Source organism: Bacillus sp. FSL K6-6540 (assembly GCF_038007545.1).
Window position 1 is genome coordinate 2,112,419 of record NZ_JBBOXH010000001.1, and the last position, 14,530, is coordinate 2,126,948.

Here is a 14,530-nt window from a genome sequence, read left to right on the forward strand (position 1 = left end):
ATTCATGAACAGGGCACCCGGGAGCATGGTGAAACGATAAAGTGGGTTTTGCTTATCGCTGGAGATCGTCAGATCACTCGGCGGCAAAAGCAAGGCCAAGTAGGGTGGAACCGCGGGAAGCTACAGCTCTCGTCCCTATGTCTGTACAACAGGCGTAGGACGAGAGCTTTTTGTTGTACAGAGAAATGTTAGCATGATGGATTGGATTCGAAAAAGAAAACAAAGGAGCTAAAATCATGAATTTCCAGCAGATGATTTTGACGCTGCAGCAATTTTGGGCGGAACAGAATTGCATCATCGTGCAGCCGTACGACACGGAAAAAGGCGCCGGTACCATGAACCCGATGACGTATTTGCGTTCGATCGGACCTGAGCCGTGGAACGTGGCTTATGTTGAGCCTTCCCGTCGCCCGGCCGACGGCCGCTATGGGGAGAACCCGAACCGTTTATATCAGCATCACCAATTCCAGGTCATTCTCAAACCTTCGCCTGACAATATCCAGGAGCTGTATTTGGAAAGCCTGAAGCGTCTTGGCATCAATCCGCTTGATCATGACATCCGTTTTGTCGAGGACAACTGGGAAGCGCCAACGCTCGGTGCATGGGGCTTGGGCTGGGAAGTATGGCTCGATGGTATGGAGATCACGCAGTTTACGTATTTCCAGCAGGTTGGCGGCATTGACGCCAATCCGGTGGCTGTGGAGATTACCTACGGCATGGAGCGCCTTGCATCCTACATCCAGGATAAAGAGAACGTGTTCGATCTGGAGTGGGTAGACGGCATTACCTACGGAGACGTGTTCCATCAGCCGGAATTCGAGCATTCGAAGTATACCTTTGAAGTGTCCGACGTGAAGATGCTGTTTACGCTGTTTAACATGTACGAGGAAGAAGCGAATAAAGCGATGAACCAGCATCTGGTGTTCCCCGCTTATGACTATGTTCTGAAATGCTCGCACACGTTCAACCTTCTGGATGCCAGAGGCGCGATCAGCGTAACGGAGAGAACGGGATACATCATGCGCGTGCGCAACCTGGCTCGTCAGGTAGCTGCCACGTATTTGGAGGAGCGCGAGAAGCTGGGCTTCCCGCTGATTAAGAAAGGGGGCGCAGAGCATGTCTAAGGATTTATTGTTTGAAATCGGTCTGGAAGAAGTGCCGGCGAGATTTCTGCGCGCCGCGATGGAGCAGCTTCAGGACAAGTTGGTCAAATGGCTGGATGCTTCCAGAATCGCGCATGGCGAAGTCACGGCATTTGCTACCCCGCGCCGCTTGGCGGTATGGGTTCAGAACGTTGCGGATAAGCAAGAGGACGTCAGCGAGGAAGTGAAAGGGCCTTCCCGCAAGATCGCTCTTGATGACAGCGGGCAGTGGAGCAAGGCGGCTCTTGGTTTTGCCAAAAGCCAGGGCGTTGATCCCGAGAGCTTTATGTTTAAGGAGCTCGGCGGAGTCGAGTATATTTACGTGACGAAGAATAGCGTCGGCGTGGATACGAAGTCCATCCTGTCCGAAGGGTTGCTTGGCATACTGACTTCGATGACATTCCCGAAAAACATGCGCTGGGGAGCGCACGAATTCAAATTCGTTCGTCCGATTAAGTGGATGGTCGCGATGCTGGGCAGCGAGACGGTAGATCTGGAAATTACGGGCGTGAAGGCCGGTAACGTAACTCGCGGGCATCGTTTCCTTGGCGGAGAAGCCGTAATTCCGGAAGCATCTGCTTACCGCGACGTACTTCGCGAACAGCATGTTATCGTCGATGTGAATGAGCGCCAGGAGATGATCGTTTCGCAAATCCAGGCGCTGGCCCAGGAGAAGGACTGGAATATCGCGATCAAGGATGACCTGCTAGAAGAGGTATTGTTCCTGGTTGAGACTCCAACCGTGCTGTACGGATCGTTCGACTCCTCATTCCTTCATATTCCGCAGGAAGTATTGATTACGTCCATGCGTGAGCATCAGCGGTATTTCCCGGTGCTGGATAAGCAGGGACAATTGCTTCCGTATTTCGTAACGGTTCGCAGCGGGGACAGCCGCTCCCTCGACGTGATTGCGAGAGGAAACGAGAAGGTGCTGCGGGCCCGGTTATCGGATGCGAAATTCTTCTATGAGGAAGACCAGAAGCTTCAGATCAAGGATGCCCTGTCGAAGCTGGAGAGCATCGTTTTCCATGAAGAGCTGGGGACGATCGGCGATAAAGTCCGCAGAATCCGACGGATTTCGGATCAGTTGTCCGCGAAGCTTAACGTTTCTGCAGACGCAGCGGATTCCGTGAGCCGTGCGGCCGATATTTGCAAATTCGATCTGGTGACGCAGATGGTCTATGAATTCCCTGAATTGCAAGGGGTTATGGGAGAGGATTACGCAAGAAAAGCCGGTGAGAAGGAGCATGTGGCCAAAGCGGTGTTCGAGCATTACCAGCCTCGCTTTGCCGGCGATTCGGTGCCTTCCACGACGGTGGGTTCCATCGTGAGCATCGCGGATAAAATCGACACCATCGTGGGATGCTTCTCCATCGGCATTATTCCGACTGGCTCCCAGGATCCTTACGCACTCCGGCGTCAGGCTGCGGGCATCGTTCAGATCATCTTGGAGCACAAACTTCCGGTGACTTTATCCGACGTGTTCGGCGTGGCGCTCGAGGTTCACGAGAACATTCGCGTATTGAAGCGATCGACGGACGAAATCCGCAAAGACCTTAAGGAGTTCTTCGGGCTTCGCGTGAAGAAGCTGTTGTCCGAAGACCAGCGTTATGATGTGGTGGATGCGGTCATTACGGCCGGATTCGATCATGTGGTGTCCGTCGTATCCCGCGGCCATGCGCTGATGAATGCCGTGGAGAGCGTCCAGGATTTCAAAACGACGGTAGAGTCCTTCAACCGGGTCAGCAATTTGGCTGCCAAGGCGGGCAAGGCCGCTGTCAACGCCGAACTGTTCACGGAATCGGAAGAAAACAAGCTTTATGAAGCTTGGAACGCGATTCGCGCAGATTACCATGCCGCGCTGCAGGCAGCGGACGGCGAACGTTCGCTGTCCTTGCTGAGTGGACTAAGGGAGCCGATTACCGGGTTCTTTGATTCGGTGATGGTGATGGCTGAAGACGAAGCGGTTCGGGCCAATCGCCTCGCGCTGCTCTCTGGAATCGACGGTGATCTGAAGCGGTATGCCGATTTCACGAAATTGGTGTGGTAGTAGTGACAGCATGATTTTGCAAATGGTATAATGTATTGTTCAGTGAAAGCGACAGCCCGCGGTTCAGCGCGGGATGGCGCTTTCGCTATGAACGGACGGATTCAAGCATGGGCAAGGTCATTGTTTATTTGGGCAGCAGGATTTTAATCGGCCAAAGACGTATATAATAATATACAGCATAATAAGGACCCAAGATTAAGATAAGAGCCGGTGATGCGTATGAACGAAAGCTCCATTTCGATCGTGGTTGACGGGGATGCTTGTCCAGTCAAGAAGGAAATCGCAGAGACTGCTCGTACATTCCGTGTGCCGGTGCTGCTTGTTTCTTCCTATGATCATCTGCTGCAAGCCGAAGAAGGGGTTACGACGATCCAGGTGGACCGGAGTGATCAAAGTGCGGACCTCTACATCGCCAACCACATATCCAGGGGGGATATCGTGGTGACGCAGGATTATGGACTGGCTGCGCTTGCGCTTGCCAAATCATGCCACGTGATCTCCTTTCGCGGCCGTATTTTCCATAATACGGATATCGATTTCATGCTGGATTCCCGTCACCATCAGGCGAAGGCGAGGAAACAAGGAAGGTATGGCAAAGGGCCCAAGAAACTGCTTGACGAAGACCGGAGGTTTTTTCAACATAAACTGACAAAACTTTTGCGTGAATTGCAGGAGAATGTCCACCCGTAGCGAATACTATTTACGTGCCAAAAGAGATGAAGGTGGTTTGGATGAGTACCGGACAAGGCAATATTCCGGATGATGTCATTGAGGAAGTACTGGCCAAAAGCGATATTGTGGATACGGTCAGCAAATACGTGCATCTTACGAAACAGGGGAAATACCTGAAGGGCTTATGCCCGTTTCACTCAGAGAAGACTCCTTCCTTTACGGTTACACCGGAACGCCAAATCTTTTACTGCTATGGCTGCGGTAAGGGCGGAAACGCCATTAAGTTTAGAATGGAAATCGAAGGATTTTCTTTTCCCGAAGCCGTCAAGACAATGGCAGAAGAGAATGATATCTCGTTGCCGGAAGGTCAAGGAGTTCCCGTAATTCCTCGTAATCCGGAAAAAGAACGTTTGATTGAAGCGTATGAGCTTAGCGCCAAGCTGTACCATTTCCTGCTGAAGAATACGGAACATGGTACGGAAGCCATGAAGTATTTAAGAGCCCGCGGAATGAACGACAAGATGATTGATCAGTTTCAAATCGGTTATGCGCCAGATCGTTGGGACACGCTGGTTCAGTTCCTGACCAAACGCTCCTTTGACTTGAAAGAGATGGAAAGAGGCGGTTTATTATCCGCAAGACATGAACAAGAAGGCTATCTCGACCGTTTTCGCGGACGAATCATGTTTCCGATACATGACCGCAGCGGCAAGGTCATCGCGTTTGCTGGCAGAATACTGGGGGACGGTCAACCGAAGTACCTGAATTCCCCGGAGACACTTCTATTTAATAAGAGCCGCACATTGTACAACCTGCACCAGGCCAAAACATCCATACGCAAATTGCGTCAAATCCTGTTATTCGAAGGATACGGCGATGTCATTTCGTCATGGGAAGCAGGACTGCACAACGGCGTGGCAACGATGGGAACCTCTCTAACGGAAAACCAAGTGGCAATCATGAAATCGGTGGCTGAAGAAGTTGTTGTTGTCTATGATGGCGATAAAGCCGGCATGGCCGCCGCGTCAAAAGTCATTCCAATGCTGGAAGGCGTTGGTCTCAAGGTACGAATCGCTTTGGTGAACGAAGGAATGGACCCGGATGATTATATCCGCAAGTTCGGTCCCGAGCGTTTCAGGCATGTGGTAGAAACAGCCGTTTCAACAACAAAATTTAAACTTATATATCTGAAGAAAAACCATATACTGCTAGAAGAAGATGGTAAAATTGCGTACGCCAAAGAGGCACTGCCCATTATCGCCGTACTGGATTCCTCAACCGAACGGGAGGTTTATTTGAGGGAATTATCCTCCGAGCTTCATCTTTCCTACGAAAGTCTTAAGCAGGATTGCAATCTGCTTCGGCAATCGATGCAAAAAAAGATGGGCGATGGGGATAATAAGGAAAAAAGGTGGAATAATGGTAGGCATAAAAAAGGGCGCCAGCCCGCCCCGGCACTTCTGCCTGCTTACCATGCTGCAGAACGGCGGCTGCTGTCGCTGATGCTGCAGGATGCGGAGGCCGCGCGATACGTTGGCGATCGCCTGGGAGAAGCGTTTAATATTGAAGATCATGCGGCAATCGCTGCTTATCTATATGCTTTTTACGCACAGGGCAAATCTCCGGATATCAGCCGTTTCATGTCATCGCTCCAAGACGATCGTTTGGAAATGACGGTCAGCTCGATCATGATGATGGAAGCACCCGCCGAGTGGAACGTTCAAGTGCTCGATGATTGCATACGCGAGGTGCTGAAATTTCCGCAGCAGAGAGAGATCGACCAGAAAAAAGAAGAAATGATAAAAGCGGAGCGCTCTGGTGATTTTTTGCGAGCCGCGCAAATTGCAAGTGAGATTATCGCCCTAGAAAGACAATGAAGCCCCGCGCATTGCTGTTTCTAGGGAGGAGGGAGTCGAATGATGGCGAATGATCAGCATACTGAACTAGAAACGGAATTTACGCTGGATCAAGTCAAGGATCAGTTGATTGAACAGGGTAAAAAGAGATCCGTATTAAGCTATAAAGATATTATGGAGAAATTGTCGCCATTTGATCAGGACACGGAGCAGATGGAAGAGTTCTATGAGCAGCTGGCCGACCTGGGCATCGATGTGGTAAATGAAAATGACGAAGAGGGCCCTCACCGGCAATCGGGAGATTCCGAATCCCATGATAATGAGGATTTTGGATTTGACGACGATCTTTCACTGCCTCCAGGGATCAAAATTAACGACCCGGTTCGGATGTACCTGAAGGAAATTGGACGGGTTCCGCTGTTGTCCGCGGATGATGAGATTGAGCTTGCCAACCGGATTGAACAGGGAGATGAAGAAGCCAAGCGCCGTCTGGCCGAAGCCAACCTGCGTCTCGTTGTAAGTATTGCGAAGCGTTATGTGGGTCGTGGAATGCTGTTCCTGGATTTGATTCAGGAGGGCAACATGGGTTTGATCAAAGCCGTGGAGAAATTCGATTACAAAAAAGGCTTCAAATTCAGTACGTATGCGACTTGGTGGATTCGCCAAGCGATCACGCGCGCGATCGCGGACCAGGCCCGTACCATCCGTATTCCCGTGCATATGGTAGAGACCATCAACAAGCTGATTCGTGTATCCAGACAGCTTCTGCAGGAGCTTGGGCGCGAGCCTTCGCCGGAGGAAATTGCTGCAGAGATGGAACTCAGCGTTGAGAAAGTCCGGGAGATCATGAAGATTGCCCAGGAGCCGGTTTCGCTGGAAACGCCGATCGGCGAAGAGGACGATTCCCATCTTGGGGATTTCATCGAGGATCAGGAAGCACTCGCTCCTGCTGACGCGGCTGCCTACGAGCTCCTGAAGGAACAGCTCGAGGATGTGCTGGATACGCTGACAGAGCGCGAGGAGAATGTCCTTCGCCTTCGTTTCGGACTCGATGACGGCCGCACAAGAACGCTGGAAGAGGTCGGCAAAGTATTCGGCGTTACGCGTGAGCGGATACGGCAGATCGAAGCCAAAGCGCTCCGTAAGCTTCGTCACCCGAGCCGCAGCAAGCGGTTAAAGGATTTTCTCGAATAGCTTAATCCACGGACCTTCTGCAGTAACGCAGCAGGTCCTTTTTTTCGAATGCAAGCAGGGCGAATGAAGTTTCTTGGTTCTGGAATTTCTTCCTGCATTTGTTGTATTGGTCTTTATTTTAGCTCTTTTCCAGACCCATTGCAAATGACCTGGCACCAGGTTGGATTGCCGGATTTGCGGGTTTGCAGTTTGGTATTGTGTCTGTTAGGGTAATGAATAGATCGTGGATTGAACGAAAATATGGAATGTAAGGGTGTCAGCATTGAAATTATCAAGAAGATTAACGAAAATTCTGGAGAAGATTCCGCGCGGCAGCAAACTTGCAGATATCGGTTCGGATCATGCCCTGCTGCCCGTGGCTGCCGTGGAGTGCGGAGCTGCGGTTCAAGCCGTCGCCGGTGAGGTAAATCCAGGACCTTACGATGCTGCTGTCAAGCAGGTCATCGAATCAGGGATGACCGATGTCATCAGCGTGCGAAAAGGGGACGGATTGAATGTGCTCTCGGCCGGTGAGGCGGACGTGATTACCATTGCCGGCATGGGCGGCAGCCTGATTGCAGCGATTCTGGATCGCGGGATCGAGAAGCTGGCCGGCGTTCGCAGGCTTGTTTTACAGCCGAACGTGGGAGAGGACATTTTGCGCAGATGGCTGCATTCCCATGGCTGGGTGCTGATCGAGGAATGGATCCTGGAGGAAGACGGGAAAATTTACGAGGTGCTGGTCGCCGAGCCTTCGGACGGAACGGACCTGACGAATGAACAGGTATACAAGGAAAGGACCATCGGAGATGGTGTCCGGCTTTCCGCTGACTGGCTGTTCCGCATGGGGCCTTGGTTGACGCAATTCCCGAATCCGGTTTTCCACGATAAGTGGACGTCGGAGATGGAGAAGATGGGGCATATACTTCAGTCGTTATCGCGTTCGGATCTGCCCACGGCGGCCGATAAGGCGAGTGAGATTCGATCGGATATCGAGTTTATTCAGGAGGTGCTGGCATGCTTGCCAAAGGACAAACCGTAATTCAATACATGGAGCAATTGGCCCCGAAGCACGTAGCCGAACCCGATGACCGAATCGGGCTCCAGCTTGGAACCTTGCAAAAGGACATTCGGACGGTGCTGGTTGCACTGGACGTGAATGATGAAGTGGTGGATGAAGCCATTGAGCTTGGGGCTGATCTGATTATCGCGCATCATGCGATTATCTACCGTCCGCTGAAGCAGCTGCAGACGGATACGCCGATGGGCAAGGTATACGAGAAGCTGATCAAACACGACATCGCGGTCTATGTAAGCCATACCAATCTGGACGTAACCGAGGGCGGCATGAACGATTGGATGGCGGAGGCGTTGGGCATCGAGGATACGTCGCCCATCCATGACATGCATAACGAGCAGCTGTCCAAGCTGGTGGTGTTTGTTCCGAAGAGCCATCATCAAGAGGTGCTGGATGCCGTGCTCGGGGCCGGCGCAGGCTGGATTGGAAATTACAGCCACTGCAGCTTCAATATCGAGGGTTTCGGTACCTTCGTTCCAAGAGAAGGCAGCACCCCTTTTCAAGGTAAAGAAGGAAAGATGGAACGGGCAGACGAGGTCCGGATCGAAACGATCGTTCCCCACACGATTAAGAACAAGGTCATCCAGGCCATGCTGAAGGCGCATCCTTATGAAGAGGTTGCCTACGATCTGTATAACATGGACCTGAAGGGAAGATCCCTCGGTCTTGGACGTGTCGGGAAGCTGAAGGAGCCCCTGACGCTGGCTGAGCTGGTCGATGTGGTAAAAGAGAAGCTGGAGGTCCCTCATGTTCGCGTCGTAGGAGAACTCGACCGTACCATACGCAAGGCAGCCGTTATCGGCGGCTCCGGAGGACGCTATATGATGAAGGCGCTGTTCCGGGGAGCAGACGTGCTGGTAACGGGTGATGTGGATTATCATACGGCACAAGATGCGCTGGCTGCAGGACTTACCATCATTGATCCGGGCCACAATGCCGAGAAGATCATGAAGGTCAAAGTTGCCGAGTGGATGGAGCAGAAGCTGCAAGAGCATAAGTACGAAACCCGGGTCGTGGCTTCCCGCATCAACACGGAGCCGTTCCAGTTTGTTTGATTTCGGAATGGGAAAATAATCAGCTGTTGTTAATGTTTAATGGTTGTGTACCGCATGGAATCACGATATAATATGTAATGTTGTCCGGAAAGTTTGACAGACAATCGCTGGCGGCCTCAAAGCCGCGAGAGGAAAGTCCGGGCTCCATAGGGCAGGGTGCTGGATAACGTCCAGTCAGCGCGAGTTGAAGGATAGTGCCACAGAAATGGACCGCCGATGGCCGCCTTATGGCGGCACAGGCAAGGATGGAACCGAGGTGTAAGAGACCCCGAGGAACGCTGGTGACTTCGTTCCTGGTAAACCCCACCTGGAGCAAGACCTAATGGGACGCAGTCTCCTTCGAGGAGACAGCCTTAGCCCGAGGCGCGTCCGGGTTGGTCGCTTGAGCCGATTAGTAATGATCGGCCTAGATAGATGATTGTCGCTTATGGTGGCAGGGTAGTTCCCGCTATGACCACGAAGAGCACAGAACCCGGCTTACGGAAAACTTTCCCAACTGCACAACGTTTATGAATATGCTAAGGTACAAACGCGTATTTTCTTTTCACTCCTTGTAGGGGGTGTATAGGAAATACGCGTTTTTTCAAGATATCAGAAAGTTAAACTTCGAAGCTTGGGTCTTCCTGATATCGCAAGAAAAACTTCCTCTAACCGCGGTCTGTCTTCCGAGAAAGTACGTCGATAGACGTTTTTCTTCTGGATTTGTGAAAATATTGGGAGATCATGTGCCCTGTACGGATAATCGTCCATACCAAATAGCCCTTGGGATAATAAGCTATAATCATCAACGGAAAGGAGATGCAAACACATGTCTTGTCATAACGATTATCCATGTCCTCCGGTGTCCCCGATTGTGTGCGATCCGATTGTAGTCGTGAGAGACCACTATGTACCGCAAATCGTACCGGTTATTCATCCTATAAAAGTGGTGGATAAGATTCACTGCGTCCCGGTAGAAAAACATCTGTACACGTACAGCGAAGAAGAAGTCGTAACCGAAAATGGAGGCTACGGCGGCGTTACGGTATCCGGCAAGCGTTCCAAGAAAGCTACAGTGCGTACCAGCCGTACCCGCCGGAAGAAATAAATGTGACGGCATTGTCTCGGATCATGAATAGAGCAGCCAACGCGAGAGGCGGAAGCTGCTTTATTCTTTATCTTTTATTCGTTTGAGCCGTTTAATTTGCGGAGCTCTTGCTCCAGATTGCGAAGGGTATGGCCGGGCCACATTTGAAGAGGCACTTCAGGCGCGCCAACCGCTTTCAAGGACTGGAAGATATCGATCTGACCATGACCGTAATATTTATCCCTTCCCTTGTCGCCGAGATCCACCGCTTGGTTGATCATGACGTCCATGACTTCTTGATTGGTCAGGTCAGGATTAAGGGAACGGATGAGCCCCGCCATGGCGGCTGCATGGGGACTGGCCATGGAGGTCCCGGATAGAGCAGCATATTGATTTCCCGGGAAGGTGCTTGCGATATTGGTCCCTGGAGCGGCCACATCGATGTAATCGCCGTAGTTGGAATATTCGGCCCGCTTCTGATTGGAATCCGTTGCGGCGACAGCCAGCACCTCCGGATAGGCGGCAGGATAGCCTGGGCGCTCCGTGTTGTCGTTGCCTGATGCGGCAACAAGCACAACGTCGCGATCATAGGCGTATTTAACGGCATCATGCAGGAACTGGGAGTCGGCATAGTTGCCAAGACTCATATTGATTACCTTGGCTCCGTGATCCGTGGCCCAAATAATGCCTTCCGCGACAGCATAGGTTGTTCCCGATCCGGATCCGTCGAGCGCTTTGACCGGCATGATTTTGTTGTACCAGCTAACGCCCGCAACGCCTTCGCCGTTGTTGACCAGGGCACCGATGATCCCGGCTACGTGCGTCCCGTGACCCACATCATCCAGCGGCTGTTTGTCTTTCTGGACAATGTTGTATCCTTCTACCAGTTGTCCGTCCAAATCGGAATGCTGAAGATCCACCCCTGTGTCAATTACGGCGATGATGACATCTTCGCTGCCTTTGGACAGATCCCAGCCCCGGTTTGTCTCGATGACGGGCAGATTCCATTGATATTCCGAAAACAGGAGATCATTCGGAATATTGACTTGGGCATTCGTCCCATCCGGGAAATCCGAGTTAACCCGGGATTGAGGGCTGCGATCATTGGTTAAATAAATGTAGTGAGGCTCCGTGTATTTGATTTTCCACTTCTGCTGGAAATAGGAGCGAAGCTTCTGGTAATCCATATCTTTGGAACGGAAAACATAGGCATAACCCAGTTTCCTTGGCGTTTCGCATGATATTTCCTTGGAGATATCCAACAGCTGCTGCTTTGACGGTTCATTTTGAAAGGACACCACGATTTCATTTTCGTAAAAATGACTGGCCTTTTCATTATCATGGCCGGTTTTGACGGTGATGTCGGAGAGGGTATCCGCATGGATGGACTCGACCCGGAATTTTCCTTCCTTCGGATACGGAATTAAGCGGAGATTCCGCTTCTGGTGATTGCTTACCTCTTGGAGCACGGCTTGATTGACCAGGGCGGCAGCGCCATATCTGCCATCCTTGGACGGTTCGGCCACAACAAAATAAGGCTGCCCCGCCGCGTTGAATTTGGGGGAATCATAAGGCTCCCCGCGTTTCAATTTCTGCTGCGCCAGTTGAAAATGATGAGCGATCCGATTTTTGTCGGTTTTGCTCATTTTGGGAAGCTGGCCTTGAATGTCCGCCATCTTGTTTTCCTTGAGGTTATACCAGCGTACTTGCTGAAAATGCTTGTGCATCTTTTGCTCTTTCTGCGTATACGCCTTGACTTGCCCCGCGCTGCGCAAAGAATCATTGTTCAGCATTTTACGGAGGTGTCCCCTGGCATCGAGACGGTTTAATTGATCCGTTGCCTGGATATCGCCCAGCATGGTAAAATGCTTGGCCTTGTTCTCCTGCTGGGGTTTTAAGGGCCGTGACGGTTCAGCCGTTGGAGCAGGCTGTTTCGAGCCGGGGATGAACAGCAAGATCAAAAGCGCGCCAATCACTGACGCTGCCCCTATAATGCTCCAAAAGGTACGAGATTTCACATATTTTCCTCCTCGCCGCATTTCAGGATTGTAAGTAGTCTTAGCGTGGGAAGAGTGTATCCTTTTTATGCGTGCAAGAAATCTTTAGTCAATAAGAGTGAATACGCCAAAAAAATGTACTAAAAATAACCTTGTAAGTGTATTCATGATAGGGATTTCGTTATCCCAAAATTTGTGTTAGGATAGTACATATTAGCATGACCGTCAGGCCATTTTGGCCTGCAGGTCACGACCATTTAAGGGGGATCTATCGTAATGCCAGCAGACAATCTTCAGAAATTATGCTCAGAATCCAGAGAAAAGTTGAAATCTGCTATTTCGATTATGGAAACGTTTTTGAATGAACATGCTTTATCTCAATTGGTAACGGAACAGGACGAGGAAACCGTTCACTTTTACAAAGGATTTCTGTCGGATGTTCGCCATTTGCTCGTATTTTCTGAAGTTTCCTATGAGAAGCTAGGCGTTGTACAGCGTCGCCCTAATTTTGATATCGATTTTGCCGAGAAGGCTTTGTATAATTTGTATCATCGCTGCGTGAACAGCTTCTTCTATCCCAAAAATGAAAGTTATTCCGAAGATGGCCGTTACGCCTACACCGGACAGGATGCCATCCGTTTCCGGAAGAAGCCGGTACGTCCCGCACGTGACGTCATCATGAACATTACCAAGATTTATGAAGAGCTTCGCGACGATCTTGCTTATTACGAGAGCGATTATTTGACGGAGCGCCGGATGCAATCCGAGAGAAGCCACGCTTAGTATAATTATGGAAGATTCAAGAGATGCCAGTCGTTGGCATCTCTTTTTTGCGTTCCGCGCCTAAGGCACCAACTGACAATCGTTATCGTGCATACCGGCCCTAAACATAGGAAAAAATGTTGACGAGGTGATGCTAAAATGGCCAACGAAGCCAAACCATTAGTGAAGTGCAGTGTCAGCAATTGCCATTACTGGGGAGAACAAAATTTATGTCATGCCGAGATGATTATGATCGAGATTGACCGTCATGCGAATGTGAAACTTAACGAAGAGTATGGGGCAGAGCCTTACGTAGACGATCATCAGGATGTTGCTGACAAGTCTTCCGAGACCTGCTGTCTGACCTTCAAGCCGAAGGGCTGACGGGCACAAGCTCCGGATAAAGTCCGCGTGCCGGGCACTTTAGGATGATGGAAATGGAGGAAGCGAGCTATGGATAAAAAACATCGCAAAAATAAAATGAAGGTTGTTCAAGGCAAGCGAAATCGGGTAGACTTCCCGCGGAAGGATCACCGCGAGGAATATGCTGCCGAGGTGGCTCCGCCGATGGAAACTTCGGTACGGCATGCAGACGAGGATAAGACGGATCTCTCCACCGGCCGGGCGGTCGGATACGTAGGCCTGGTATTAGGGATTGCTTCCTTGTTCATGTGGTCGGTCATTCTCGGACCTATCGCGGCTGTCGTGGGTTATTACGCATACAGCAAAGGTAGCAGAACGACAGGTGCTTGGTCCATAGGACTCGGCATTCTGGCGACGCTCAGTTATTTTATCTTGATTCCTTTCAGCAGATAATGATTGATTTATTTATCATCGTTTAATATGGGCGGGTCAACCGGGAAGGGTTGGTCCGCCTATTTTTTTGTCGAATAGGTATAGCAGATTGTTCCAGTTCCGTGATAAAATAAGGACAAGTTTGAAATTTAACGGCAGAAAGTGAGTTAAACGATGCAAATAGATCCGATATCATGGAAGCAAATGACGGATGTATCACAGATGAATACGAATTCCACCGAATCGTCAGCCGGATTTGTCAATGTGCTGAGCAGCCTGCTTAACGAAGAATCCACTTCCAAACCGGTTGAACGTTCCATGACACAGCTGGCGCCCGGCGTCACCTTTAAGGACGGGCTGTTGTGGCAGCAGTTAGGCGTTGTGAATGAATCCGTTTCGTCGAGCACCTCGATAGAAGCAGTGGTCAACGACACCGGGGGAACAAAGCCTACGACTTTTGAGGATTTAATCACGGCGGCAGGGGAACGCTATGGCGTGCCGGTATCGTTGATCAAAGCGGTGATCGACGCGGAATCCTCGTTTAATCCGCATGCGGTCTCGTCTGCAGGTGCCAAGGGACTGATGCAGCTCATGGACGGTACGGCGAGAGGACTCGGGGTAAGCAACCCTTTTGATCCGGCTCAGAACATCGAGGGCGGCACCAAATATTTGTCCAATCTGATCCAACGGTTTGGCGGAGAGATAGCCATGGTGCTTGCTGCCTATAATGCAGGACCGACACGCGTCGCGGGTTTGGGTGTATCCAGCGATGAAGAGCTGATGTCCGTGGCTCATGAATTGCCCAAGGAAACCCAGGCATACATTAGCAAAGTCATGAACGCCCAGTCGAAATACGCATTGTAGTCCGATTGGGGCGAATAGTA

The 14,530-nt window shown here is 50.8% G+C and carries 13 protein-coding genes and 1 other RNA gene; 13 read left to right on the forward strand and 1 reads right to left on the reverse strand.

The features are described from left to right. Positions 1-236: 236 nt before the first annotated feature. From glyQ to MHH82_RS09270, 9 genes are all read left to right on the forward strand, one after another. Entirely contained in the window at positions 237-1,124 is an 888-nt protein-coding gene (gene glyQ, locus MHH82_RS09230) for a glycine--tRNA ligase subunit alpha (protein ID WP_015734204.1), read from the forward strand. Continuing rightward, on the forward strand, positions 1,117-3,192 hold the full coding sequence (gene glyS / locus MHH82_RS09235) for a glycine--tRNA ligase subunit beta (RefSeq protein WP_340965352.1): 2,076 nt from the start codon (positions 1,117-1,119) through the stop codon (positions 3,190-3,192). Before glyQ ends, glyS begins: the two co-directional genes overlap by 8 nt. A 213-nt stretch (positions 3,193-3,405) precedes the next feature. Next, positions 3,406-3,882 carry a YaiI/YqxD family protein gene (locus MHH82_RS09240; RefSeq protein ID WP_096773049.1) on the forward strand — a complete coding sequence of 159 codons (477 nt, stop codon included), beginning with the start codon at positions 3,406-3,408 and terminating at the stop codon, positions 3,880-3,882. A gap of 41 nt (positions 3,883-3,923) precedes the next feature. Next, positions 3,924-5,741 (forward strand): DNA primase, encoded by a 1,818-nt coding sequence (gene dnaG / locus MHH82_RS09245; RefSeq protein WP_015734206.1) that lies wholly within the window; start codon positions 3,924-3,926, stop codon positions 5,739-5,741. Positions 5,742-5,783: 42 nt separating this feature from the next. Then, positions 5,784-6,914 carry an RNA polymerase sigma factor RpoD gene (gene rpoD / locus MHH82_RS09250; protein WP_036666181.1) on the forward strand — a complete coding sequence of 377 codons (1,131 nt, stop codon included), beginning with the start codon at positions 5,784-5,786 and terminating at the stop codon, positions 6,912-6,914. 262 nt (positions 6,915-7,176) lie between these two features. Further along, positions 7,177-7,935, forward strand: coding sequence for a tRNA (adenine(22)-N(1))-methyltransferase (locus MHH82_RS09255; RefSeq protein ID WP_340965356.1), 759 nt, complete (start codon positions 7,177-7,179; stop codon positions 7,933-7,935). Further along, on the forward strand, positions 7,911-9,026 hold the full coding sequence (locus MHH82_RS09260; RefSeq protein WP_340965358.1) for a Nif3-like dinuclear metal center hexameric protein: 1,116 nt from the start codon (positions 7,911-7,913) through the stop codon (positions 9,024-9,026). Before MHH82_RS09255 ends, MHH82_RS09260 begins: the two co-directional genes overlap by 25 nt. A gap of 88 nt (positions 9,027-9,114) precedes the next feature. Then, positions 9,115-9,521, forward strand: an RNA gene (gene rnpB / locus MHH82_RS09265) — RNase P RNA component class A. Positions 9,522-9,834: 313 nt separating this feature from the next. Beyond that, on the forward strand, positions 9,835-10,113 hold the full coding sequence (locus MHH82_RS09270; RefSeq protein ID WP_015734209.1) for a hypothetical protein: 279 nt from the start codon (positions 9,835-9,837) through the stop codon (positions 10,111-10,113). Between the two features lie 74 nt (positions 10,114-10,187). Here the strand turns inward: MHH82_RS09270 and MHH82_RS09275 are convergent, their stop codons facing one another. Further along, positions 10,188-12,110 carry a S8 family peptidase gene (locus tag MHH82_RS09275; RefSeq protein ID WP_015734210.1) on the reverse strand — a complete coding sequence of 641 codons (1,923 nt, stop codon included), beginning with the start codon at positions 12,108-12,110 and terminating at the stop codon, positions 10,188-10,190. 255 nt (positions 12,111-12,365) lie between these two features. Here MHH82_RS09275 and MHH82_RS09280 point away from each other — a divergent pair, with 255 nt between their 5' ends. The 4 genes from MHH82_RS09280 (at position 12,366) to MHH82_RS09295 (ending at position 14,510) form a co-directional block, all read left to right on the forward strand. Next, positions 12,366-12,872, forward strand: coding sequence for a YpuI family protein (locus MHH82_RS09280; RefSeq protein WP_009592128.1), 507 nt, complete (start codon positions 12,366-12,368; stop codon positions 12,870-12,872). Between the two features lie 138 nt (positions 12,873-13,010). Next, complete coding sequence (locus MHH82_RS09285) at positions 13,011-13,235, forward strand: DUF1540 domain-containing protein (RefSeq protein ID WP_006209042.1); 225 nt, start codon at positions 13,011-13,013, stop codon at positions 13,233-13,235. A 69-nt stretch (positions 13,236-13,304) separates the two neighbouring features. Further along, positions 13,305-13,667, forward strand: coding sequence for a hypothetical protein (locus MHH82_RS09290; protein ID WP_009592139.1), 363 nt, complete (start codon positions 13,305-13,307; stop codon positions 13,665-13,667). A 153-nt stretch (positions 13,668-13,820) separates the two neighbouring features. After that, positions 13,821-14,510: a lytic transglycosylase domain-containing protein gene (locus MHH82_RS09295; protein WP_041621954.1), complete on the forward strand. Its 690-nt coding sequence runs from the start codon at positions 13,821-13,823 to the stop codon at positions 14,508-14,510. Positions 14,511-14,530: the final 20 nt, after the last annotated feature.

What these genes read in the sequence shown, in the direction of transcription:
- glyQ (WP_015734204.1), top strand. Translation starts at nt 237, where the DNA reads ATGAATTTCCAGCAGATGATTTTGACGCTGCAGCAATTTTGGGCGGAA.
- glyS (WP_340965352.1), top strand. Translation starts at nt 1,117, where the DNA reads ATGTCTAAGGATTTATTGTTTGAAATCGGTCTGGAAGAAGTGCCGGCG.
- MHH82_RS09240 (WP_096773049.1), top strand. Translation starts at nt 3,406, where the DNA reads ATGCGTATGAACGAAAGCTCCATTTCGATCGTGGTTGACGGGGATGCT.
- dnaG (WP_015734206.1), top strand. Translation starts at nt 3,924, where the DNA reads ATGAGTACCGGACAAGGCAATATTCCGGATGATGTCATTGAGGAAGTA.
- rpoD (WP_036666181.1), top strand. Translation starts at nt 5,784, where the DNA reads ATGGCGAATGATCAGCATACTGAACTAGAAACGGAATTTACGCTGGAT.
- MHH82_RS09260 (WP_340965358.1), top strand. Translation starts at nt 7,911, where the DNA reads ATGCTTGCCAAAGGACAAACCGTAATTCAATACATGGAGCAATTGGCC.
- MHH82_RS09270 (WP_015734209.1), top strand. Translation starts at nt 9,835, where the DNA reads ATGTCTTGTCATAACGATTATCCATGTCCTCCGGTGTCCCCGATTGTG.
- MHH82_RS09280 (WP_009592128.1), top strand. Translation starts at nt 12,366, where the DNA reads ATGCCAGCAGACAATCTTCAGAAATTATGCTCAGAATCCAGAGAAAAG.
- MHH82_RS09285 (WP_006209042.1), top strand. Translation starts at nt 13,011, where the DNA reads ATGGCCAACGAAGCCAAACCATTAGTGAAGTGCAGTGTCAGCAATTGC.
- MHH82_RS09290 (WP_009592139.1), top strand. Translation starts at nt 13,305, where the DNA reads ATGGATAAAAAACATCGCAAAAATAAAATGAAGGTTGTTCAAGGCAAG.
- MHH82_RS09295 (WP_041621954.1), top strand. Translation starts at nt 13,821, where the DNA reads ATGCAAATAGATCCGATATCATGGAAGCAAATGACGGATGTATCACAG.